The 21465-nt window shown below is 57.8% G+C and carries 18 protein-coding genes and 1 riboswitch; of the genes, 4 read left to right on the forward strand and 14 right to left on the reverse strand.

The window, feature by feature from the left end:
* Positions 1-66: 66 nt before the first annotated feature.
* The 4 genes from polB to araB form a co-directional block, all read right to left on the reverse strand.
* Entirely contained in the window at positions 67-2424 is a 2358-nt protein-coding gene (polB, locus tag AB8846_RS11150; RefSeq protein ID WP_370732714.1) for a DNA polymerase II, read from the reverse strand.
* Positions 2425-2538: 114 nt separating this feature from the next.
* Positions 2539-3234 (reverse strand): L-ribulose-5-phosphate 4-epimerase, encoded by a 696-nt coding sequence (gene araD, locus AB8846_RS11155; RefSeq protein ID WP_032660728.1) that lies wholly within the window; start codon positions 3232-3234, stop codon positions 2539-2541.
* An 86-nt stretch (positions 3235-3320) separates the two neighbouring features.
* Positions 3321-4823 carry an L-arabinose isomerase gene (gene araA, locus AB8846_RS11160; protein WP_023310371.1) on the reverse strand — a complete coding sequence of 501 codons (1503 nt, stop codon included), beginning with the start codon at positions 4821-4823 and terminating at the stop codon, positions 3321-3323.
* Between the two features lie 10 nt (positions 4824-4833).
* Positions 4834-6543: a ribulokinase gene (gene araB / locus AB8846_RS11165; protein ID WP_370732715.1), complete on the reverse strand. Its 1710-nt coding sequence runs from the start codon at positions 6541-6543 to the stop codon at positions 4834-4836.
* A gap of 337 nt (positions 6544-6880) precedes the next feature.
* Here araB and araC point away from each other — a divergent pair, with 337 nt between their 5' ends.
* Together araC and AB8846_RS11175 are read left to right on the forward strand one after the other, a co-directional pair.
* Entirely contained in the window at positions 6881-7726 is an 846-nt protein-coding gene (araC, locus tag AB8846_RS11170) for an arabinose operon transcriptional regulator AraC (protein ID WP_023310373.1), read from the forward strand.
* Positions 7727-7844: 118 nt separating this feature from the next.
* Positions 7845-8612: a DedA family protein gene (locus AB8846_RS11175; protein WP_023310374.1), complete on the forward strand. Its 768-nt coding sequence runs from the start codon at positions 7845-7847 to the stop codon at positions 8610-8612.
* A 44-nt stretch (positions 8613-8656) separates the two neighbouring features.
* Here AB8846_RS11175 and thiQ read toward each other — a convergent pair whose 3' ends face one another.
* From thiQ to sgrR, 4 genes are all read right to left on the reverse strand, one after another.
* The gene (gene thiQ / locus AB8846_RS11180) at positions 8657-9358 is read right to left on the reverse strand and encodes a thiamine ABC transporter ATP-binding protein ThiQ (protein WP_370732716.1); all 702 of its coding nucleotides are present in this window, start codon (positions 9356-9358) and stop codon (positions 8657-8659) included.
* Entirely contained in the window at positions 9342-10952 is a 1611-nt protein-coding gene (gene thiP / locus AB8846_RS11185) for a thiamine/thiamine pyrophosphate ABC transporter permease ThiP (protein ID WP_370732717.1), read from the reverse strand. Before thiP ends, thiQ begins: the two co-directional genes overlap by 17 nt.
* Positions 10928-11911 (reverse strand): thiamine ABC transporter substrate binding subunit, encoded by a 984-nt coding sequence (thiB, locus tag AB8846_RS11190; protein WP_370732718.1) that lies wholly within the window; start codon positions 11909-11911, stop codon positions 10928-10930. Before thiB ends, thiP begins: the two co-directional genes overlap by 25 nt.
* Positions 11912-11942: 31 nt before the next feature.
* A riboswitch (TPP riboswitch) is annotated at positions 11943-12043 on the reverse strand.
* Positions 12044-12079: 36 nt separating this feature from the next.
* Positions 12080-13735 carry an HTH-type transcriptional regulator SgrR gene (gene sgrR / locus AB8846_RS11195; RefSeq protein ID WP_370732719.1) on the reverse strand — a complete coding sequence of 552 codons (1656 nt, stop codon included), beginning with the start codon at positions 13733-13735 and terminating at the stop codon, positions 12080-12082.
* An 88-nt stretch (positions 13736-13823) separates the two neighbouring features.
* On the opposite strand from sgrR, the gene sgrT reads away from it, so the two are divergent.
* A complete protein-coding gene (gene sgrT, locus AB8846_RS11200; protein ID WP_023334488.1) occupies positions 13824-13976 on the forward strand; it encodes a glucose uptake inhibitor SgrT in 153 nt (50 codons plus the stop codon).
* A 120-nt stretch (positions 13977-14096) separates the two neighbouring features.
* Positions 14097-15275, forward strand: coding sequence for a sugar efflux transporter (locus AB8846_RS11205; RefSeq protein ID WP_063143335.1), 1179 nt, complete (start codon positions 14097-14099; stop codon positions 15273-15275).
* Between the two features lie 235 nt (positions 15276-15510).
* On the opposite strand, the gene AB8846_RS11210 is transcribed toward AB8846_RS11205, so the two are convergent.
* The 6 genes from AB8846_RS11210 to leuL all read right to left on the reverse strand — a co-directional run bounded on the left by AB8846_RS11210 (position 15511) and on the right by leuL (position 21425).
* Complete coding sequence (locus AB8846_RS11210) at positions 15511-16401, reverse strand: cation diffusion facilitator family transporter (protein ID WP_370732720.1); 891 nt, start codon at positions 16399-16401, stop codon at positions 15511-15513.
* Positions 16402-16565: 164 nt separating this feature from the next.
* A complete protein-coding gene (leuD, locus tag AB8846_RS11215; protein ID WP_370732721.1) occupies positions 16566-17171 on the reverse strand; it encodes a 3-isopropylmalate dehydratase small subunit in 606 nt (201 codons plus the stop codon).
* 10 nt (positions 17172-17181) lie between these two features.
* Positions 17182-18582, reverse strand: a complete 1401-nt coding sequence (leuC, locus tag AB8846_RS11220; RefSeq protein WP_370732722.1) for a 3-isopropylmalate dehydratase large subunit — start codon at positions 18580-18582, stop codon at positions 17182-17184.
* A gap of 2 nt (positions 18583-18584) precedes the next feature.
* Entirely contained in the window at positions 18585-19676 is a 1092-nt protein-coding gene (gene leuB / locus AB8846_RS11225) for a 3-isopropylmalate dehydrogenase (RefSeq protein WP_196346983.1), read from the reverse strand.
* Entirely contained in the window at positions 19676-21247 is a 1572-nt protein-coding gene (gene leuA / locus AB8846_RS11230; RefSeq protein WP_063143341.1) for a 2-isopropylmalate synthase, read from the reverse strand. Before leuA ends, leuB begins: the two co-directional genes overlap by 1 nt.
* A gap of 91 nt (positions 21248-21338) precedes the next feature.
* Complete coding sequence (gene leuL, locus AB8846_RS11235; protein ID WP_074147213.1) at positions 21339-21425, reverse strand: leu operon leader peptide; 87 nt, start codon at positions 21423-21425, stop codon at positions 21339-21341.
* Positions 21426-21465 lie beyond the last annotated feature (40 nt).

A 21465-nucleotide genomic window follows, 5' to 3' on the forward strand; every position in this document is an offset into this window, starting at 1 on the left:
ATCGAAAAATGGGTCCGGGAATGGAAAGGGCGCTATGGTACTGGATGGCAGCCATTTCGTCACGCGTCAAAATAGGCCAAGTTGTCCTGTCACTAGTGTAGCAAAATCATCGTCGATGAAGGGCAAAATTCCGTCGGCAACCGGCTGAAGCTGACGCGTCAGATAGTGTTCGTAATCCAGAGGCGAATGCTGATAATCCACGGGTTCCGGGCCGCTTATGGTCCAGACGTATTTGATGGTACCCCGGTTTTGATACTGCGGCGCGCGGCCACGGCGGACGTTTTCTTCATCCGCCAGGCGCGCGGCGCGTACGTGCGGAGGAACGTTGCGCTGGTACTCCGCCAGCGGGCGGCGCAAGCGCTTGCGGTACACCAGCTGCGCGTCAAGTTCGCCCGCCATCAGGCTGGCTATCGTCTCGCGCACGTAGTCCTGATACGGCTCATTGCGGAACACCCGAAGATAGAGCGTCTGCTGGAACTGCTGCGCCAGCGACGTCCAGTCGGTACGCACCGTTTCCAGCCCTTTAAACACCATCCGCTGCGCGTCGCCTTCCTGAATCAGCCCGGCGTAGCGCTTCTTGCTGCCCTGATCGGTACCGCGAATGGTGGGCATTAAAAAGCGGGCGAAATGGGTTTCAAATTCCAGCTCAAGCGCGCTGGTTAACCGCTCTTTCTGCAAATGTTCCTGCCACCAGTCGTTCACGAAGGCGACCAGCGCTTTGCCGATTTGCGCGGCGTCCTCTTCTGAATGCGTGCCCTTAAGCCACACAAAGGTGGAGTCCGTGTCGCCGTAGATGACGTCATAGCCCTGGGACTCAATCAGCGCTTTGGTCTGGCGCATGATCTCGTGCCCGCGCATGGTGATCGAGGAGGCGAGGCGCGGGTCAAAGAAGCGGCAGGCGCTGGTGCCCAGCACGCCGTAAAAGGCGTTCATGATGATTTTCAGCGCCTGTGATAACGGCTTATTGCCGTGGCGCTTGGCCTCGTCGCGCCCGTGCCAGATGTTTCCCACGATTTCAGGCAGACAGTGCTTTTCCCGCGAGAAGCGGGCGCCGAGGAAGCCTTCGGTGCTGTGCTCATCATCCGGCTGGGCCATGCCCTCAACCAGCCCGACGGGATCGATCAGGAAGGTGCGGATAATCGACGGGTACAGGCTTTTGTAATCCAGGACCAGAACGGAGTCATACAATCCTGGTCGGGAGTCCATGACGTATCCGCCGGGGCTTGCCTGCGGCGGCACGTCTCCGAGGTTGGGGGCGACGTATCCTGCCCGGTGCATCCGCGGAAAATAGAGGTGGCTAAAGGCGGCAACCGAGCCACCGTGCCTGTCGACCGCAAGGCCGTTCACCGTCGCGCGCTCCAGCAGGAACGGCATGATCTCGGTTTTGTGGAATATCTGCGTGACCAGCTCGCAGTCTTTCAGGTTATAGGTGGCGAGCGCGGGTTTATCTTCGTTAAAGCGCCGGTCGATCTCGTCCATCCTGTCCCAGGGGTTGTCGATGGATTTGCCTTCGCCAAGCAGCTCCTGCGCGACGGCTTCGAGGGAGAATGAAGAGAAGTTCCAGAAGGCGGATTTTAGCGCCTCGATGCCGTCGATAATCAGGCGACCGTTAGCCTGCGCAAAGAAAACGCCGTTCTTAAAACCGTGTTCGCGCCATTCCAGCTCGCTGTTTCCGCGCCCCAGCATCAGCGGGATGCGGTAGCGCTCGGCGTGTTTTTGCAGCACGCGCAGGTCGAACTGCACCACGTTCCAGCCGATCAGAACATCGGGATCGTAGTCGGCAAACCACTGGTTAAGCTTCTCCAGCAGCTGCGGGCGGCTGCTGACGTACTCAAGCCGGAAGTCCAGCGCGGACGCATCGCCATTCGGCGGCCCGAGCATATAGACAACCCGATCGCCGCAGCCTTCCAGGCCAATGCAGTACAGCTCGCCGTGACGGGTGGTTTCGATATCCAGGGAGACCCACTTCAGCGGTGGGCGATAGTGTGGGTTAGGCTTCAGGCGCGCGTTAACGAGGCTGCCGCTATGCGCGGTGCCGTCGACCCAGACGGGGGCGGTGATGAACCGCTCCATCAGAAAGCGTTCCGGTGGTCGGATATCGGCTTCGTAAAGCGTCACGCCCGCCTCGCGGAGCAGCTTTTCATAGCGCATCTGCTGGCGATGGGCGCGACAGTAGAGGCCGTAAACCGGCTGGCGGTGGAAATCTTTCAGCTCAAGCGGGGTGATGCGCCAGCCGTTTTCGCCGCGCAGCAGCTGCTTCACCTTCTCGACGTGGGCTTCAGGAATAAAGGCCACGGATTCCTGCGGGGGCAGCGTAACGTGCAGCGGGCCGTTGTCGGTTGCCAGCCAGAACGCGACCTCGGTGCCCTGAGGGGTATCCCGCCAGTGTCGGGTCAGTAAAAAACCTTCTTGCGCCTGCGCCACGCCGTTATCCCATAAAACAAAACCAGGCCTGATTATAGCCTGGTTAAGGGGCGTTTGCTGGGGTTTTATACAGTGCTGGTTTTGCCGGATGGCGCAGCGCCACCGGGCGATGAGCTACTGCCCGTAATACGCTTTCGCGCCATGCTTGCGCAGGTAATGCTTATCCAGCAGGGTTTGCTGCATATCCGGCAGCTGCGGCGCCAGCTGGCGACAGAAGATCCCCATATAGGCGACCTCTTCAAGCACGATGGCATTATGCACCGCGTCTTCTGCGTTTTTACCCCAGGCAAACGGGCCGTGGGAGTGCACCAGCACGCCGGGCATTTGCGCCGCGTCGATCCCCTGTTTTTCGAAGGTTTCAACAATCACGTTGCCCGTTTCCCACTCGTACTCACCGCCGATCTCCGCATCGGTCATCAGACGCGTGCAGGGAATGGTGCCGTAAAAGTAGTCCGCGTGGGTGGTGCCGGTCGCCGGGATGGACTGGCCCGCCTGCGCCCAGATGGTCGCATGGCGGGAATGGGTATGCACGATGCCGCCGATGGTCGGGAATGACCGGTACAGCAGACGGTGAGTCGGCGTATCGGAGGACGGTTTTTTCTTACCTTCCACCACTTCGCCGGTCTCGAGGCTGACAACGACCATATCGTCTGCGGTCATCACCGTGTAATCAACGCCGGAAGGCTTAATCACGAACACGCCTTTTTCCCGGTCAACGGCGCTGACGTTGCCCCAGGTCAGGGTCACCAGATTATGTTTCGGCAGCGCCAGGTTGGCTTCGAGCACCTGACGTTTGAGATCGTCTAACATAGTTGTCTCCTGCCGGATGGCGCTTCGCTTATCCGGCCTACGGAACCGTAGGCCCGGTAAACGCGGCGCCACCGGGCATTCAGGGCTTAGCGTTTTGAACCGTAATAGACTTCGTTCCAGCGCAGCGCGTCTTTGAAGGCGGGCAGGCGGGTGTCGTTATCAATCACGGTCAGTTCGATGTCGTGCAGCTCGGCGAACTGACGCATGTCGTTCAGATCCAGCGCGTGGCTGAACACCGTGTGGTGCGCGCCGCCGGCCAGGATCCAGGCCTCTGAGGCGGTTGGCAGGTCTGGCTGCGCTTTCCACAGGGCGTTGGCAACCGGCAGTTTCGGCAGGGAGTGCGGTGTTTCAACCGCATCGACGCAGTTCACCAGCAGGCGGAAACGATCGCCGAGGTCGATCAGGCTGGCGTTGATGGCCGGGCCGGTGCGGGTGTTGAAGATCAATCGCGCCGGATCGGCTTTACCGCCGATGCCGAGATACTGCACGTCGAGGATCGGTTTCTCTTCCACGGCGATCGTCGGGCACACTTCCAGCATGTGGGAGCCGAGCACCAGGTCGTTGCCGTTTTCGAAGTGGTAGGTGTAGTCCTCCATAAAGGAGGTGCCGCCCTGCAGACCGGTCGACATCACCTTCATGATGCGAAGCAGAGCGGCAGTTTTCCAGTCGCCCTCGCCCGCAAAGCCATAGCCCTGCTGCATCAGACGCTGTACCGCCAGGCCCGGCAGCTGTTTCAGTCCGTGGAGGTCTTCAAAGGTGGTGGTAAAGGCGTGGAAGCCGCCCTGTTCCAGGAAGCGCTTCATGCCCAGCTCGATGCGCGCCGCGTCCAGCACGTTCTGGCGCTTGTCGCCGTTGATTTGTGCCGCAGGCGTCAGGCGATAGCTGCTTTCGTACTCGTCCACCAGCGCGCTCACGTCGCCGTCGCTGATTTCATTCACCACCTGCACCAGGTCGCCCACGGCCCAGGTATTCACGGAGAAGCCGAACTTGATCTGCGCGGCCACTTTGTCGCCGTCGGTGACCGCCACTTCACGCATGTTGTCACCGAAACGCACCACTTTCAGGTGGCGGGTATCCTGCTTAGAGACCGCCTGACGCATCCAGGAGCCAATACGTTGTTGCGCTTTGCCATCCTGCCAGTGGCCGGTGACCACCGCGTGCTGCTGACGCATACGCGCGCCGATAAAGCCGAACTCGCGGCCGCCGTGCGCGGTCTGGTTCAGGTTCATAAAGTCCATGTCGATGCTGTCCCACGGCAGGGAGGCGTTGAACTGGGTATGGAACTGCAGCAGCGGTTTGTTGAGGATAGACAGGCCGTTGATCCACATTTTGGCGGGCGAGAAGGTGTGCAGCCACACCACCAGACCGGCGCATTTATCGTCGTAGTTGGCGTCGCGGCAGATGTGGGTAATTTCGTCCGGCGTGGTGCCCAGCGGTTTTAGCACCAGTTTGCACGGCAGTTTAGCTTCCGCGTTCAGCGCGTTAACCACGTGCTCCGCGTGTTTCGTCACCTGCTGCAGCGCTTCCGGTCCGTACAGATGCTGGCTGCCAATCACAAACCACACTTCATAGTTATTAAAAATGGTCATCATCGTGTCCTTAATGGGTCAGGGTTGCCGTAGTGTCCGCGGTGCTTTTGGCCGGGGCGGCGACAGGGAGATAGTGAAGTTCGGCGCTTTTTGCCCATTGCTGGTAGCGCTGATAAAGCTGTTCAAAGCGTTGTGCCTGCTGGGCACGCGGCTGGAGCGTATTTTCAACGGCGCTCGCCATATGCTGCTGCGCGGTCGGGATATCCGCATGAACGCCTGCGGCCACGGCAGCAAAAATCGCCGCGCCCAGCGCGCAGCACTGATCGGAGGCCACAATCTGCAGCGGACGGTTCAGCACGTCGCAGCAGGCCTGCATGATCACCGGGTTTTTACGGGCGATGCCGCCCAGCGCCATCACGTTGTTCACGTTGATGCCCTGCTCGGTGAAGCACTCCATAATGGCGCGGGCACCGAAGGCCGTTGCGGCAATCAGACCGCCGAACAGCGCAGGCGCGTCGGTCGCCAGGTTGAGGTCGGTAATCACCCCTTTGAGACGCTGGTTGGCAAACGGCGTGCGGCGACCGTTAAACCAGTCCAGCACCACCGGCAGGTGTTCGAGAGACGGATTTTTTGCCCAGGCTTCGGTGAGCTGCGGCAGAAGCTGCTTTTTGCTCTCGGCGATCTGGGTTTTCAGTTCAGGATGCGCCGCCGCCAGCCGATCCAGCGGCCAGCCGAGGACGCGGCCAAACCAGGCGTAGATATCGCCAAACGCGGACTGACCGGCTTCGAGGCCGATAAAGTCCGGCACCACGCTGCCGTCCACCTGGCCGCAGATGCCTTTCACCGCGCGGTCGCCGACGGTGGCTTTATCCGCCGTCAGAATGTCGCAGGTGGAGGTACCGATGACTTTGACCAGCGTGTTTGGCTGCGCGCCCGCGCCCACGGCGCCCATATGGCAGTCAAAGGCGCCGCCGGAGATCGCCACGTTCTGCGGCAGGCCGAGACGCGTCGCCCACTCTTCGCAGAGGGTGCCGACCGGAATATCGGCGGTGAAGGTGTCGGTAAACAGCGGGTATGTCAGGTTCTTGTTGATAATTGGGTCAAGTTCATCGAAGAACGCGGCCGGAGGCAGTCCGCCCCAGCCTTCATGCCACAGGGATTTATGCCCGGCGCTGCAGCGACCGCGGCGGATATCCTGCGGGCGCGTGGTGCCGGAGAGCAGGGCAGGCACCCAGTCGCACAGTTCAACCCATGACGCCGCAGCCTGTGCGACGGCGGCGTCGGCACGGGTGACGTGGAGGATCTTAGCCCAGAACCATTCGCTGGAGTAAATCCCGCCGATGTAGCGCGAGTAGTCTGTTTTGCCCGGCTGATGGCACAGGCGGGTGATGGCTTCGGCCGCTTCCACGGCGGTGTGGTCTTTCCACAGCACGAACATGGCGTTCGGGTTGTCGGCGAACTCCGGGCGCAGCGCCAGCACGCGGCCTTCGGCATCCACAGGGGCAGGCGTGGAGCCGGTGCTGTCGACGCCAATGCCGACAATCTCAGCCCGCTGGGCGTCAGTCAGTTCAGCGAGGACGGTTTTAATCGCCGCTTCCATCGACTCGATATAGTCACGCGGGTGGTGGCGGAACTGGTTGTTCGGCGCATCGCAGTAGCGCCCCTCTTGCCAGCGCGGGTACCACTCAACGCTGGTTGCTATCTCCTGGCCGGACGTACAGTCCACTGCCAGCGCGCGAACTGAATCGCTGCCAAAATCGAGGCCAATCGCAATTGCCATGGTGTTGCTCCATCGAAAAAACAGGTATGGAAGAACATTAGAGACTGGGGACAAAAGTCGTCAGGCAGGATCCGCTAATCTTATGGATTAAATTGCTGTTACAACGGAAAGTGTGACGCCGTGCAAATATTCAATGTGGACATTTCTGCCGCACTTATAGACACTTTTGTTACTGGTTATCTGCCTGCTCTGGCGGAGAAATCAGGGGGAAAGGCTGAAACATGGCGGACGTAAAAGCGGCGTGATGCTTTTTGGATCTTTTCGCGGGCCATTTTTAAGCTGCTTTTAGTGATATGGACAATTGGTTTCCTTCAGGACCCTTGGGAGAACTGAATCTATGGCCGAAACGCAAAACGATCCCCTGCTGCCGGGATACTCGTTTAACGCGCACCTTGTGGCGGGACTGACCCCTATCGAGGCTGAGGGATATCTCGACTTTTACGTCGACCGACCGCTCGGGATGAAAGGGTATATCCTCAACCTGACCGTGCGAGGGGAAGGGATCATCAAGAACGGTGACCAGCAGTTTGTCTGCCGCCCCGGCGATATCCTGCTGTTCCCGCCGGGGGAGATCCACCACTATGGCCGTCATCCGGATGCCAAAGAGTGGTATCACCAGTGGGTCTACTTCCGTCCGCGCGCCTACTGGCAGGAGTGGCTTTCCTGGCCGGCTATTTTTGCGCACACCGGTTTTTATCGCCCGGATGAGGTTCATCTGGCGCAGTTTCGCGAGCTTTTTGCGCAGATTATTGAGGCGGGACAGGCCGGGGGTCGTTACGCTGAACTGCTGGCGATTAACCTGCTCGAACAGCTGCTTCTGCGACGGATGGAGGCGATCAACGAGTCGCTTAACCCGCCGCTGGATAACCGCGTGCGCGACGCCTGCCAGTACATCAGCGACCACCTGGCCGATAGCCAGTTTGATATCGCCAGCGTTGCCCAGCACGTCTGCCTGTCGCCGTCGCGGCTGTCGCATCTGTTCCGCCAGCAGCTGGGCGTCAGCGTTTTGAGCTGGCGTGAGGATCAGCGCATCAGCCAGGCGAAACTGTTGCTCAGCACCACCCGGATGCCCATCGCCACCGTGGGGCGTAACGTAGGCTTTGAGGATCAGCTCTATTTCTCCCGGGTATTTAAAAAATGCACCGGCGCCAGCCCGAGTGAATTCCGCGCGGGATGTGAATAAACGGTAAACATTCAGGTGAACTTCAGGAGCATCTTGTAAACTATTCAGACAATTGATGCCTTGACGCGGTGCGGGGCGCTAAGCAGAATCGCTGATTCGTTTTCTGACCGGAATAGTTATGCAGGCATTGCTGGAACACTTTATTACCCAGTCCGTTATGTACTCGCTCATCGCCGTGGCGCTGGTGGCGTTTCTGGAATCGCTGGCGCTGGTTGGGTTGATCCTGCCCGGCACCGTGATGATGGCAGGGCTTGGGGCGCTGATTGGCAGCGGCGAGGTTAATTTCTGGCAGGCGTGGCTGGCCGGGATTATCGGCTGCCTGCTTGGCGACTGGATCTCCTTCTGGCTGGGCTGGCGCTTTAAGAAGCCGCTGCACCGCTGGTCGTTTATGAAAAAGAACAAAGCCTTGCTGGATAAAACCGAGCATGCGCTGCACCAGCACAGCATGTTTACTATCCTCGTTGGCCGCTTTGTCGGGCCAACGCGTCCGCTGGTGCCGATGGTGGCGGGAATGTTGGATCTGCCCGTCGCGAAATTCGTGGTGCCAAACATTATCGGCTGCGTCTTCTGGCCGCCGTTCTACTTCCTGCCGGGGATCCTCGCGGGTGCTGCCATTGATATTCCTGACGGTATGCAAAGCGGCGAGTTTAAATGGCTGCTGCTGGGCACGGCGGTGCTGCTGTGGCTGGCGGCATGGCTCTGCTGGCGGCTGTGGCGCAGCGCGAAAGCCAGTGTCGATCGCCTGACGCGCTATCTCCCGCGTACTCGCTTGCTCTGGCTGGCCCCGCTGACGCTGGGTGTGGCCGTGGTAGCCCTGGTCGCGCTGATTCGTCACCCGCTGATGCCGGTGTACGGCGAAATTTTATTAAAAGTGGTCAGCCGTTAAGGACTATTTTCCTCTCCCTTTGGGAGAGGGTCAGGGTGAGGGCATCAGACCGCTCGAATGCCCATTAGCGAAGACGCACCCGCTCTACCACTCAGCAGTTCTTCTGTACTTCCATCCCACAAAATACGCCCTTCGGCAATCACCACCGATCGCGGCGCAATCCGCGCGGCATCCTCAATACTGTGCGAAACCATCAGCATCGTCAGCTGCTGGCGCTGACAGACGTCCTGCACCAGCGCCAGCATCTCCTGGCGCAAAGCAGGATCGAGCGCCGAGAACGGCTCATCCAGCAGCAGGATCGGCTGCTCGCGCACCAGACAACGCGCCAGCGCCACGCGCTGACGCTGGCCGCCGGAAAGCTCGCCCGGCAGCCTGTCGATGAACTCAGCGATCCCCATCTGTGCGGCAATGATCTCCAGCTTCTGGCGCTGGGCATCGTTCAGCCTGAGTCCCGGATGCATTCCCAGCGCGATGTTTTGCCGCACCGTCAGGTGGGTAAACAGGTTGTTTTCCTGAAACAGCATTGAGACCGGACGTTTTGCGGGCGGCGTGTGGGTATGATCGTGATTTTCAATGACGATCGCGCCGCTTGCCGGCTGCAGAAAACCCGCAATCAAATTAAGCAGCGTGCTTTTTCCCGCGCCGCTTGGGCCAAGTACGGCGATCATCTCCCCCTGACGCACGGAGAGCGTGAAGCGCATCGGCAGATGCTGGTAAAGCCAGGTTACATCAGTCAGTTTTAACATCACGCCCCGGGAGTTTGTCGATAGCGGTAAATAAGGCAAAGCACAGCAGCAGCAGTAACAGCGCGGTGACCGCGCCGTCCTGACTGCGATAAGAGCCGATTTGCTGATAGAGCCAGTACGGCAGCGTGCGGAAATCGTCATTGCCAAAGAGAGCCACCACGCCAAAATCCCCAATCGACAGCACGCAGGCAAACGCCAGCGCCTGCGCCAGCGGACGTTTCAGCGAGCGGAGTTCGACCACCCTCAGCCGCTGCCAGCCCTGCATGCCCAGCGACTGGCACAGCAAACCGTAGCGGCTGTTGACGTCGCGCATCGGATTTTCCAGCACTTTGAGCGCGTAAGGAATGGCCATCAGGGCGTTGGTGAAAATCACGATGCCATCGGCCCTTTCCGGCAGGCCGATGGTGCTGTTGAACAGTAAAAAGAAGCCCGTCGCCAGCACGATGCCCGGCATCGCCAGAATGAGCATCCCCGTCAGCTCCAGCGCCTGTCCGGCCTTTTGGGCCTGCCGGGCATAGAGTTCACGGCTGCTCCACAGCAGCATCATGGTCAGCATGACGCAGAGTAACCCAGCCGCCAGGGCGATACGCAGCGAGGTCCAGGTGGCCTGCCAGAGGACGGGCTGTTGCAGGACGGATATGAGATTGAGGTTCAGTCCGTCAACGATAACGGCCATCAGCGGCGGCAGCAGAAGCAGGAGCGCCAGCGCAATCAGGATAAAATCGGTGACGCGGCTGTGCAGGCTGTCCTGCGGATCGCGCCAGCCGGTTATTTGATTGCTGCCAGCGGGAATGGCTTTACTCAGCCGCTGGCTCAGCAGCACCAGCGCAAGGCAGCACGCCATCTGCACCATCGCCAGCAGCGCGGCGCGACCGGGATCGTAGTCGTAACTTAGCGCCTGGTAAATCGCCAGCTCAATGGTGGTGGCCTGCGGCCCGCCGCCGAGTGACAGCACGGTGGCAAAGCTGGCAAAGCAGAGCATGAAGATTAACGCCGCGACGGGCGGGATTTGGCGGCGCAGCCACGGCCATTCGACAAAGCGGAAGAACGACACGCCGCGCATGCCGAGCTGGGCGGCAACCTGACGCTGTTCCCCGGGAATGTTTTCCAGCGCCTGCAGGAAGAGGCGCGTTGCCATCGGCATATTGAAAAAGACGTGCGCCAGCAGAATGCCCTGCAGTCCGTAAGGCGAGAATGACCATTCCAGACCAAGCAGGCCGAACAGCGAAGCCAGCCAGCCCTGGCGACCGTAAACGCTCAGAATACCAAATACCGCTACCAGCACGGGCAGGATCAGCGTCATGGCGCACAGGCGCAGCAGTGCCAGCCTGCCGGGAAAACGCCGCCGATACAGTGCGCGCGCCAGAAAAATGGCCGGGATCGTCGACAGCAGGGCAGAGAGAGATGCCTGCCAGAAGGAGAACCGGATAACGTGCCAGAGGTAGCCGTCGTGCCAGAGGGCAAGCAGATCGCTCTCTGGCGCGTTGAACCACAGTGCAAGAAAAGCTCCCAGGCTGACCACTACCATCACTATGGCGGCGAGCAGCCCGGGAAGTAACCAGCCGGGAATCAACGGCTGACGGCGCGTTGCCATTCACTTACCCATGCTGCACGCTGCGCGGCGACCTGCTGCGGCGTAAACTCCAGCGAGGCTGTTGGTTTGGTCAACTGCTCGAAACCTGCGGGCAGGGCAACGTTAGTGACCGGATACATCCAGTTGCCTGCGGGAATCGCATTCTGGAACGCCGGTGAAACCATGAACTTCAGGAACCTCTCGGCCAGCTCGGGCTGTTTGCTGGCGGCGGTACGCGCGGCGACTTCCACCTGCAGATAGTGCCCTTCAGCAAAATCAGCGGCAGCATAGTTATCTTTCTTTTCGGCGATAATGTGGTAGGCCGGCGAAGTGGTGTAGCTCAGCACCAGATCGCTTTCGCCTTTCAGGAACAGGCCATAGGCTTCGCTCCAGCCCTTGGTCACGGTGACGGTTTTGGCGGCCAGTTTCTGCCACGCTTCCGGCGCTTTATCCCCATAGACCTTTTGCATCCACAGCAGCAGGCCCAGACCTGGCGTGCTGGTACGCGGATCTTCATAAATTACGCGCCACTTCTGGTCACTTTCGACCAGCTCTTTCAGGCTCTTCGGCGGGTTTGTCAGCTTATTTTTGTCGTAAACAAAAGCAAAGTAGCCATAGTCGAACGGCACAAAGGTGTCGTTTTTCCAGCCGCCCGGCACGTTAACGGCATCTGCTGCTACGCCGCTTTTGGCAAACAGTTTGGTTTGCGAGGCGGCTTCCAGCAGGTTGTTATCCAGCCCGAGCACCACGTCGGCCTTGCTGTTTTTCCCTTCCATACGCAGACGGTTAAGCAGCGACACGCCATCTTCCAGCGCCACGAACTTCAGCTCGCAGTTACAGTCAGCTTCAAAGGCTTTTTTGACTACCGGGCCAGGGCCCCAGTCGGCAGAGAAGGAGTCATAGGTGTAGACCGTCAGGACGGGCTTCGCAAAAGCAGGCAGCGCAAACAGCGCCAGCAGGGGGAGAACTTTTTTTAACACTTTGCACCTCAAAGTTGAGTGGCAAAGGATTTTGAGCGACAGCCTCAAATCCCTTCGCCGGCGTTATCCGGATCAGGTTCGACGGGTATTATCTCAGCGCACATCTGTGATGCAGCACCCCGTTGAGAACGGCGCTATTGTAATGATTTGGTGAATATTACGAAAGCGTTATGGCTCCGGCGGCGCAAACCAGGCGGATTTAAAATCAAACCAGCCCAGGGTATTCATCCGCAGGCCGCGCATGCTGCGCTGGCCCTGGATCATCAGCCAGTGGTGGATCAACGGTACGATCGCCTGCTCGGCCAGCAGCTGCTGGCACCACGCAGCAAGATTCATTTCTCCCGCACGCCACTGGGCTGCATCCTGCTGCCAGTCACGGTCGATGCAGTGCTGGATGAGAGGCACTTCATACAGATGCGAGAAAAGGGAAAAATCGAGCGGCAGGGTAAAGTTGGCGCTGTTGAGCCAGATATCACTGGCGATCTCCCCCTGATGCCATTCGTCATAGTCCACTTCCCTGACGTCTAACGTGACCTCCTCGGCTGCCAGCAGTCGGGTCATGATTCTGGCGATAAAACGATGCTCCACGTGCTCGCGGTAGTAGGTCAGGGTGATGGACTCCAGCCCTGCGGGTTTGTCGCAGTGCACCGGGCGGGCGTGGTGCCAGCGCGGAAGCAGGCCATACGCCGGGAACCAGTATGTCTGGTACTGCTCTTCCGCATGGTAGATCAGATTGGAAGGGGACAAAACGTGGCTGATCCACTTGCGGACGGCCTGGTTTGCCCCACGGTGGGTGCGGCGGTCAAAGAGAAGATAGTAACATCCCTCTTCAAGGCGACTTTCCACGGCCTTTTCTCCCGTGGTGGGGCCTTCAAGCGTTAGGCCGGCGCTCAGCTCTTCATTGAGATCCGGTAATACCCACACGTTCACTTCGTCGATCAGCGCCCGATAGCCAAAGTAGTCGTCGAACGCGCGGATTTTCAGCTGGTTGCTGTTATTGCGGGACACGGAATAGGGCCCGGTGCCAATCGGCTGGCTGGCAAAGTTGTTCAACGATTCCCACTCGCCGGGCAAAATCATCGACGGCACATAGCCCAGCAGCCAGGGAAGCCACTTATCCTGCTGCGACAGCTCGATATCCAGCGTCCAGGCCGTGGGGGAGTGGACGCGGGAGATATGCGAGTAGAGCGGGAGCTTGCGGACGCGTTCCAGAGAGGCGATGACGTCGTGCATTTCCAGCTCGCGGCCGTGGTGAAAGTGGATGCCGGGGCGTAAGAAGAAGCGCCAGTGAAGCGGGGAAACCTGCTGCCAGTGGTGCGCGATATCCGCTTCCAGTTCCCCGTTTTCCTCATTTATGCGCGTCAGGCCGCTGAAGATTTGCCGGGCCATGTGGGTTTCAGAGCGGCGTAAGGCCGTGCCGGGCAACAGATTTTTCATTGGGCGATAGTAGAGCACCCGCAGGATGTGTCGGCCCTGACGAAAGCTGCGCCCGAGATGGGAAACCAGCATCTGGCGCACGGCGGCTTTGTCGCCCACCAGCTGTACCAACTGATCGATGCGGTCCTGCTCGAGCAGGTCTTCCGCACGCTGCTGCTGCAACGCCAGCCCGGTATAGAGAAAGGTCAGTCGCGAGCGCTTGCCGCGTCCCGCCTCCGCTTCCCAGCTTAACCAACCCTGTTGCTGCATGGTGTTGAGCAGCGTGCGCATATGGCGGCGGGAACAGCTAAGCAGGTCAGCCAGCTCGTTGAGCGTGGTCTCCTGCGATTGCCCCTCGCAGCACTGCCAGAGGCGGATAAACTGTTGTTGCAGACGACCGGAAGGCATAAAAGGGGAACTCCTGACAAAAAACCAGCAATTTATTTATCCCTATATTAGGCCAATAATTCTCCTCGATGAAGTGAGGAGGTAAATTATGAAGAGGTCTACCGCACGTCAGTTTTATCAGCAGTACTTTTCAGCGACAAAGGGATCGTCCTGGCTGGCCCGCCGGTGTGCAGAGCAACGGCTGAAAACGTTAGAAGAATTGATGCAGTGGGACGTTACAACACCGACCTCTTCCCGCTAACTCGCCTCGATCATGTGTGACTGAGTATTGGTGCTAATCACCCGCCAGCAAAATGTTTTTGCTGGCTTTTTTCGTTTATTCTTTCACCCAATTTCGATTCGCTTTCACAAGGACTTGCGCATGCTCTGGTTGATGACGATGGGGCGACGCCTGAACGGCGTGTATGCCGCTTTTATGCTGGTGGCCTTTATGATGGGCGTGGCGGGGGCGCTGCAGGCGCCGACGCTGAGCCTGTTTCTCAGCCGCGAGGTGGGGGCACAGCCGTTTTGGGTTGGCCTGTTTTATACCGTCAACGCCATTGCCGGGATCCTGGTCAGCCTCGCGCTGGCGAAACGATCGGACAGCCAGGGCGATCGCCGCAGGCTGATCCTCTTTTGCTGCGCCATGGCCGTGGGCAACGCGCTGCTCTTTGCCTTCAACCGTCATTATCTGACGCTCATTACCTGCGGCGTGCTGCTGGCGTCGCTGGCGAACACCGCCATGCCGCAGCTGTTCGCGCTGGCCCGTGAATATGCGGATAACTCGGCGCGGGAAGTGGTGATGTTCAGCTCGGTAATGCGTGCCCAGCTCTCGCTGGCGTGGGTCATTGGCCCGCCGCTGGCCTTCATGCTGGCGTTGAACTACGGTTTTACCGCCATGTTCTCCATCGCCGCCGGGATTTTTGTCATCAGTCTGGTATTGATTGCCTTCGCGCTGCCGTCCGTGGCGCGCGTCGAACAGACGACGGATAAACCTGTCACCGAGGTTAGCGGCTGGCAGGACAAAAACGTCCGCATGCTGTTTATTGCCTCCACGCTGATGTGGACCTGCAACACCATGTACATCATCGATATGCCGCTGTGGATCAGCAGCGATCTGGGCCTGCCGGACAAGCTTGCGGGGATCTTAATGGGGACCGCCGCCGGGCTGGAAATTCCGGCGATGATTCTGGCGGGTTACTACGTTAAGCGCTTTGGAAAGCGTCGGATGATGATCGTCGCCGTGGCGGCCGGGGTGCTGTTCTACGCGGGGCTGATCCTTTTCCATTCGCGTGAAGCGTTGCTGGCGCTGCAGCTGTTTAACGCCGTGTTTATCGGGATTGTTGCCGGGATCGGCATGCTCTGGTTTCAGGATCTCATGCCCGGTCGCGCAGGCTCGGCGACCACGCTTTTTACCAACAGTATTTCAACCGGGGTGATTCTGGCAGGCGTGATTCAGGGGGCGCTGGCGCAAAGCTACGGGCATGCGTCTGTCTACTGGATGATTGCGGCGATCTCTGTCGTGACGCTTCTGCTGACCTGCCGCGTAAAAGACGTGTGATTGGATGAATGAAACGGAGCCCGGAAACGCCGGGCTCTGCGAACCGTTTACTCTGAATACTGATATTTACGCTGCGCGCGTAGCGTCAGGTACATATGAACGAGGCCCATGAAACCGTGTGCCCAGAAATATGTCTCAATAAAGACCGTCAGGAATTTATGCAAATGTAAGGCGGATTCCGTGACGGACGAAGCCTTAACGATCGCTTGCGTCATACTGTATTTATGCGTTTCGATTAGTGGGTAGGATCAATATGCGTCATCACGTTCAGCACATTGAATTTTTTCATCACGTTGTTTCTGGCATTGACGGCAATCTGATGCCCTTCTTTTACGCTTAGTTCGCCGTTAACTTCCAGATGGACATCGACAAGGGCTAAATCGCCCATCTTGCGGGTTTTTAAATCATGGAGTCCGGTGACGCCCTCGGTTGAGAGAAGACACGTTTTGATGTCGTGCTCCAGCTCGGGCTCAAGCGAACGGTCCATCAGGTCGTGCAGGGCATCGGCAGAGAATTTGTAGCCCATATGGGCGATAAATATCCCGACAATCAGGGCTGCAATCAGGTCCATCGCGTGAAAACCCACTAAATTCCCGGCAATCCCGATGGCGACAACCACTGACGAGGCGGCGTCAGAACGGGCATGCCAGGCATTGGCTATCAGCAGCGAGGACTGAATACGTTTTCCCGTGGCAAACATGTATCTGAACAGGCTTTCCTTCACCACCAGCGCCAGTATCGCCACCCACAAAGCAGCCCCTTTCACCAGCTGATGCGTCTCGGGGTGAAGCAGTTTATTCCCTGCGGACCAGAGCATCCCAACGCCAACCAGCAGCAGAATAGCGCCAATAATGAGTTTTGCACCGTTTTCGAAACGCAGATGACCGTAATGATGATCGATATCAGAGGCTTTCTGACTCTTTTTATTCGCAATCAAAACGACAAAGTCGGAGGATAAATCAGAAAGAGAATGAATCCCATCAGCAATTAATCCCTGTGAGCCGGAGAATATTCCTGCAACTATCTGAAAGCCGGTGAGTAAACTATTTGTTATCACGCTCACTATTGTGCATTTTTGTATTTTCTCAGAACGGAGATGAGACTCATTGCCATTTTTCTTTTCCATGATAATTTCCGCTACCAGCTGATTGAGCGATTATTCTGAGCAGGGAACATTAAATTGACATTAAATATAACGTCATTATTGGCTGAGTTTGCGAAGTATTTACATAAGGAAGATTGGGGGCCGGGATAAAACGCGGCCTGCAGAGTGCACTGCAGGCCGGAGGATTATTTCATAAATGCAGGTTGTTTTTGTTCGTAAGTGGCAATCGACGCTTCGTGCTGGAGAGTTAAACCAATGCTGTCCAGACCGTTCAGCATGCAGTGACGGCGGAAGGCATCAATGCTGAAGCTGTAGGCCTTATCCCCTGCTTTCACCACTTCGGCTTCCAGATCCACTTCAAACGAAATGCCCGGATTCGCCTTAACCAGCGCGAACAATTCATCGACCTGTTCATCGCTCAGCGTCACCGGCAGCAGCTGGTTGTTGAAGCTGTTGCCGTAAAAAATGTCCGCGAAGCTTGGGGCAATAACCGCTTTAAACCCGTAGTCGGTGAGCGCCCACGGCGCATGTTCACGGGATGAGCCGCAGCCAAAGTTTTCCCGCGCCAGCAAAATCGAAGCGCCTTTGTATTCCGGGAAGTTCAGAACGAATTCCGGATTAGGCACTTCGCCCTTATCGTCCAGGAAACGCCAGTCGTTAAACAGATGCGCGCCGAAACCGGTACGCGTCACCTTCTGCAGAAACTGTTTTGGAATAATAGCATCAGTATCGACGTTAGCGGCGTCCAGCGGGACAACACGGCCCGTATGTTGGGTAAATTTCTCTGCCATGATTGTCTCCTTATTTCAGGCTGCGAATATCGGCGAAATGGCCGGTGACTGCCGCAGCGGCGGCCATTGCCGGGCTGACCAGATGGGTGCGCCCACCGCGGCCCTGACGGCCTTCAAAGTTACGGTTGCTGGTAGAGGCGCAGCGCTCACCTGGATTCAGGCGATCGTTGTTCATGGCCAGACACATGGAGCAGCCAGGCAGACGCCATTCGAAGCCTGCTTCAATGAAGATCTTATCCAGACCTTCTGCTTCCGCCTGGGCCTTAACCGGACCGGAGCCTGGAACCACCAGCGCCTGCACGCCTGGTGCCACTTTACGGCCTTTGGCAATTTCGGCGGCGGCACGCAAATCTTCGATACGGGAGTTGGTGCAGGAACCGATAAAGACCTTATCAATGGTTACGTCGGTCAACGGAACGCCGGGTTTCAGCCCCATATAGGCCAGCGCTTTTTCCGCACTGGCGCGCTCGACCGGATCGGCGAAGGAGGCCGGATCGGGAATGGCGTCGTTGACGGAAATCACCTGACCCGGGTTGGTGCCCCAGGTCACCTGAGGCGCAATCTCTTCAGCCTGCAGCGTGACAACGGTATCAAACGTTGCCCCATCGTCGGTTTTCAGGGTTTTCCAGTACGTTACCGCGTCGTCAAAATTCTGACCTTTCGGCGCGTGCAGACGACCTTTCACATAGTTGAAGGTAGTTTCGTCCGGCGCGACCAGACCGGCTTTTGCGCCCATCTCAATGGCCATATTGCACAGGGTCATGCGCCCCTCCATGCTCAGCGCCTGGATGGCTTCACCGCAGAATTCAACAACATGACCGGTGCCGCCCGCGCTGCCGGTTTTACCGATGATGGCCAGCACGATGTCTTTTGCGGTAATACCCGGTGCGGCTTTACCCTTCACTTCAATCTTCATGGTTTTGGCGCGGCCCTGTTTCAGGGTCTGCGTTGCCAGCACGTGTTCCACTTCAGAAGTGCCAATCCCGAATGCCAGCGCGCCAAACGCGCCGTGGGTCGCGGTATGGGAGTCACCGCAGACGATGGTCATGCCCGGCAGGGTGATCCCTTGCTCAGGCCCCATCACGTGGACGATACCCTGATACGGGTGGTTCAGATCGTACAGCTCAACGCCAAATTCATTGCAGTTCTTAATCAGCTCCTGCATCTGGATACGCGCCATCTCACCCGAGGCATTAATGTCTTTGGTCTGGGTAGAAACGTTGTGATCCATCGTCGCGAAGGTTTTACCCGGCTGACGTACCGGGCGCTTGTGCGCGCGCAGGCCGTCAAATGCCTGAGGAGAGGTCACTTCGTGTACCAGATGACGATCAATGTACAGCAGCGGGGTTTCGTTTGGTGCCTCGTAAACAACGTGCGCATCAAACAACTTTTCATATAACGTCTTAGCCATGATTACACCCCTTCAGCGACATAGCGGGCAATAATGTCGCCCATTTCATCGGTACTGACTGCCGCCGTGCCGCGTGCTAAATCGCCGGTACGGACGCCTTCTTCTAACGCCCGGTTAATGGCGTTCTCAATTGCGGTTGCCGCATCGCCTGCATCCAGGCTGTAGCGCAGCAGCAGGGCCAGGGAGAGGATCTGCGCAATCGGGTTAGCAATATTTTTGCCTGCGATATCCGGCGCGGAGCCGCCCGCAGGCTCGTACAGGCCAAAGCCTTCTTCATTCAGGCTTGCGGATGGCAGCATCCCCATGGAGCCGGTGATCATTGCGCACTCGTCCGAGAGGATGTCGCCGAACAGGTTGGAGCACAGCAGCACGTCAAACTGCGACGGATCTTTGATCAGCTGCATGGTCGCGTTGTCGATGTACATGTGCGACAGCGCGACGTCAGGGTACTGCTTAGCGACTTCACTAACGATCTCGCGCCACAAAATGGAAGACTGCAGCACGTTCGCTTTATCAATGGAGGTCACTTTATGGCGGCGCTTGCGCGCAGACTCAAACGCGATATGGGCGATACGTTCAATTTCGAAACGGTGATACACCTCGGTGTCGAACGCTTTCTCGTGTTGTCCGCTGCCTTCGCGCCCTTTTGGCTGACCGAAATAGATCCCGCCGGTCAGTTCACGCACGCACAGAATGTCGAAACCGTTGGCGGCGATATCCGCGCGCAGCGGGCAGAACTCTTCCAGACCCTGATACAGCTTCGCCGGACGCAGGTTACTGAACAGCTTGAAATGTTTACGCAGCGGCAACAGCGCACCGCGCTCTGGCTGCTCTGCTGGCGGCAGGTGTTCCCATTTCGGGCCACCGACGGAACCAAACAGCACGGCATCGGCATTTTCACAGCCTTCCACGGTCGCTTTCGGCAGTGGCGTACCGTGGTTATCAATCGCAATACCGCCCACGTCGTAGTGGCTGGTGGTGATTTTAATCGCAAAACGCGCGCGAACGGCTTCCAGTACTTTCAGCGCCTGTGCCATCACTTCCGGACCAATACCGTCGCCCGGTAACACAGCAATATGGTAATTCTTCGACATTACACGGTTTCCTTGTTGTTCTCTTTATTCTGAGCTTTGCGTTGCAACTCTTTTTCGACTTCGGCGGCGCGCCAGATGTTGTTCAGAACGTGCACCATCGCTTTGGCGGAGGATTCAACGATATCGGTCGCCAGGCCCACGCCGTGGAAGCGGCGTCCATTATGGGTAACAACAATGTCGACCTGACCCAGTGCATCTTTGCCGTGGCCCTTGGCCGTCAGGTCATACTTCACCAGCTCAACGTCGTACTCGGTGACGCGGTTAATCGCCTGGTAGATGGCATCGACAGGGCCGTTACCGTTCGCGGCCTCTGCTTTAATTTCATCACCGCAGGCCAGTTTGACCGAGGCGGTGGCGATGTTGCTGGAGCCTGACTGCACGTTGAAGTAATCCAGACGGAAGTGCTCTGGCTCTTCCTGCTGCTTGTTAATAAAGGCCAGCGCTTCCAGGTCATAGTCGAACACCTGACCTTTTTTGTCGGCCAGTTTCAGGAACGCGTCGTACAGCTGATCCATGTTGTAATCGCTGTCCTTATAGCCCATCTCTTCCATACGGTGCTTAACCGCCGCACGGCCGGAACGGGAGGTCAGGTTCAACTGCACCTGATTCAGGCCGATGGATTCCGGGGTCATGATTTCGTAGTTTTCGCGGTTCTTCAGCACGCCATCCTGGTGAATACCGGACGAATGCGCGAAGGCACCGGTGCCGACAATCGCTTTGTTAGCCGGAATGGGCATGTTGCAAATCTGGCTGACGGTCTGGCTGGTGCGCCAGATTTCGTTGTGATTAATGCGCGTATTCACATTCATAATGTCTTTGCGCACTTTGATCGCCATGATCACTTCTTCCAGCGAACAGTTGCCCGCGCGTTCGCCGATACCGTTCATCGCGCCTTCTACCTGGCGCGCCCCGGCGTGGACGGCGGCGATGGCGTTACCCACGGCCAGACCCAAATCATCGTGGGTGTGGACGGAGATAATTGCCTTATCAATATTCGGCACGCGGTCATACAGACCGGTGATGATGTTGGAGAACTCAAACGGCATGGTGTAGCCGACGGTGTCCGGGATGTTGATGGTTTTCGCACCCGCGTTGATGGCGGCTTCCACGACGCGCGCCAGGTCTTCGATTGGCGTACGGCCCGCATCTTCACAGGAGAATTCAACGTCATCGGTGTAGTTGCGTGCGCGCTTAACCATGTAGACCGCGCGCTCAATCACCTCATCCAGCGTGCTGCGCAGCTTGGTTGCGATGTGCATAGGCGAGGTCGCAATAAAGGTGTGGATACGGAACGCTTCGGCGACTTTCAATGACTCGGCAGCAACGTCGATGTCTTTCTCTACGCAGCGCGCCAGGGCACACACGCGGCTGTTTTTAATGGTGCGAGCGATAGTCTGGACGGATTCGAAATCACCCGGAGACGAGACCGGGAAACCGACCTCCATCACGTCGACACCCATACGTTCGAGAGCCAGCGCGATCTGCAGTTTCTCTTTTACACTCAGGCTTGCCTGTAATGCTTGTTCACCGTCACGTAAAGTAGTATCGAAAATAATGACTTGCTGGCTCATGGGTTAGGTCCTTGTCAGTCTTAGGGCGCCTTGCTACGAGCATAAAAAAACCCGCGCAGTGGCGCGGGTTTTTAGTCTTACTGGTGACGATTCAACGCTGAATTTCGCCCGCCAGTCTACCGCGCACAGTGAATGCGTTTAGTAGTAGTAGACCGGTGAAACGAATGGTGCGAGTCATGAATCGTGCTCCGTTAAATTCAATATGCTTTTAGTGGTAC

The organism is Enterobacter sp. KB-221C9 (assembly GCF_041320715.1).
Lineage (GTDB): Bacteria > Pseudomonadota > Gammaproteobacteria > Enterobacterales > Enterobacteriaceae > Enterobacter > Enterobacter asburiae_D.

Coding starts and splice junctions, on each gene's coding strand:
- araD (WP_032660728.1), bottom strand. CDS start 3,234: ATGTTAGACGATCTCAAACGTCAGGTGCTCGAAGCCAACCTGGCGCTG.
- AB8846_RS11175 (WP_023310374.1), top strand. CDS start 7,845: ATGCAGGCATTGCTGGAACACTTTATTACCCAGTCCGTTATGTACTCG.
- thiQ (WP_370732716.1), bottom strand. CDS start 9,358: ATGTTAAAACTGACTGATGTAACCTGGCTTTACCAGCATCTGCCGATG.
- leuA (WP_063143341.1), bottom strand. CDS start 21,247: ATGAGCCAGCAAGTCATTATTTTCGATACTACTTTACGTGACGGTGAA.
- sgrT (WP_023334488.1), top strand. CDS start 13,824: ATGAAGAGGTCTACCGCACGTCAGTTTTATCAGCAGTACTTTTCAGCG.
- araA (WP_023310371.1), bottom strand. CDS start 4,823: ATGACCATTTTTAATAACTATGAAGTGTGGTTTGTGATTGGCAGCCAG.
- araB (WP_370732715.1), bottom strand. CDS start 6,543: ATGGCAATTGCGATTGGCCTCGATTTTGGCAGCGATTCAGTTCGCGCG.
- AB8846_RS11205 (WP_063143335.1), top strand. CDS start 14,097: ATGCTCTGGTTGATGACGATGGGGCGACGCCTGAACGGCGTGTATGCC.
- leuB (WP_196346983.1), bottom strand. CDS start 19,676: ATGTCGAAGAATTACCATATTGCTGTGTTACCGGGCGACGGTATTGGT.
- AB8846_RS11210 (WP_370732720.1), bottom strand. CDS start 16,401: ATGGAAAAGAAAAATGGCAATGAGTCTCATCTCCGTTCTGAGAAAATA.
- leuL (WP_074147213.1), bottom strand. CDS start 21,425: ATGACTCGCACCATTCGTTTCACCGGTCTACTACTACTAAACGCATTC.
- araC (WP_023310373.1), top strand. CDS start 6,881: ATGGCCGAAACGCAAAACGATCCCCTGCTGCCGGGATACTCGTTTAAC.
- leuC (WP_370732722.1), bottom strand. CDS start 18,582: ATGGCTAAGACGTTATATGAAAAGTTGTTTGATGCGCACGTTGTTTAC.
- sgrR (WP_370732719.1), bottom strand. CDS start 13,735: ATGCCTTCCGGTCGTCTGCAACAACAGTTTATCCGCCTCTGGCAGTGC.
- thiP (WP_370732717.1), bottom strand. CDS start 10,952: ATGGCAACGCGCCGTCAGCCGTTGATTCCCGGCTGGTTACTTCCCGGG.
- leuD (WP_370732721.1), bottom strand. CDS start 17,171: ATGGCAGAGAAATTTACCCAACATACGGGCCGTGTTGTCCCGCTGGAC.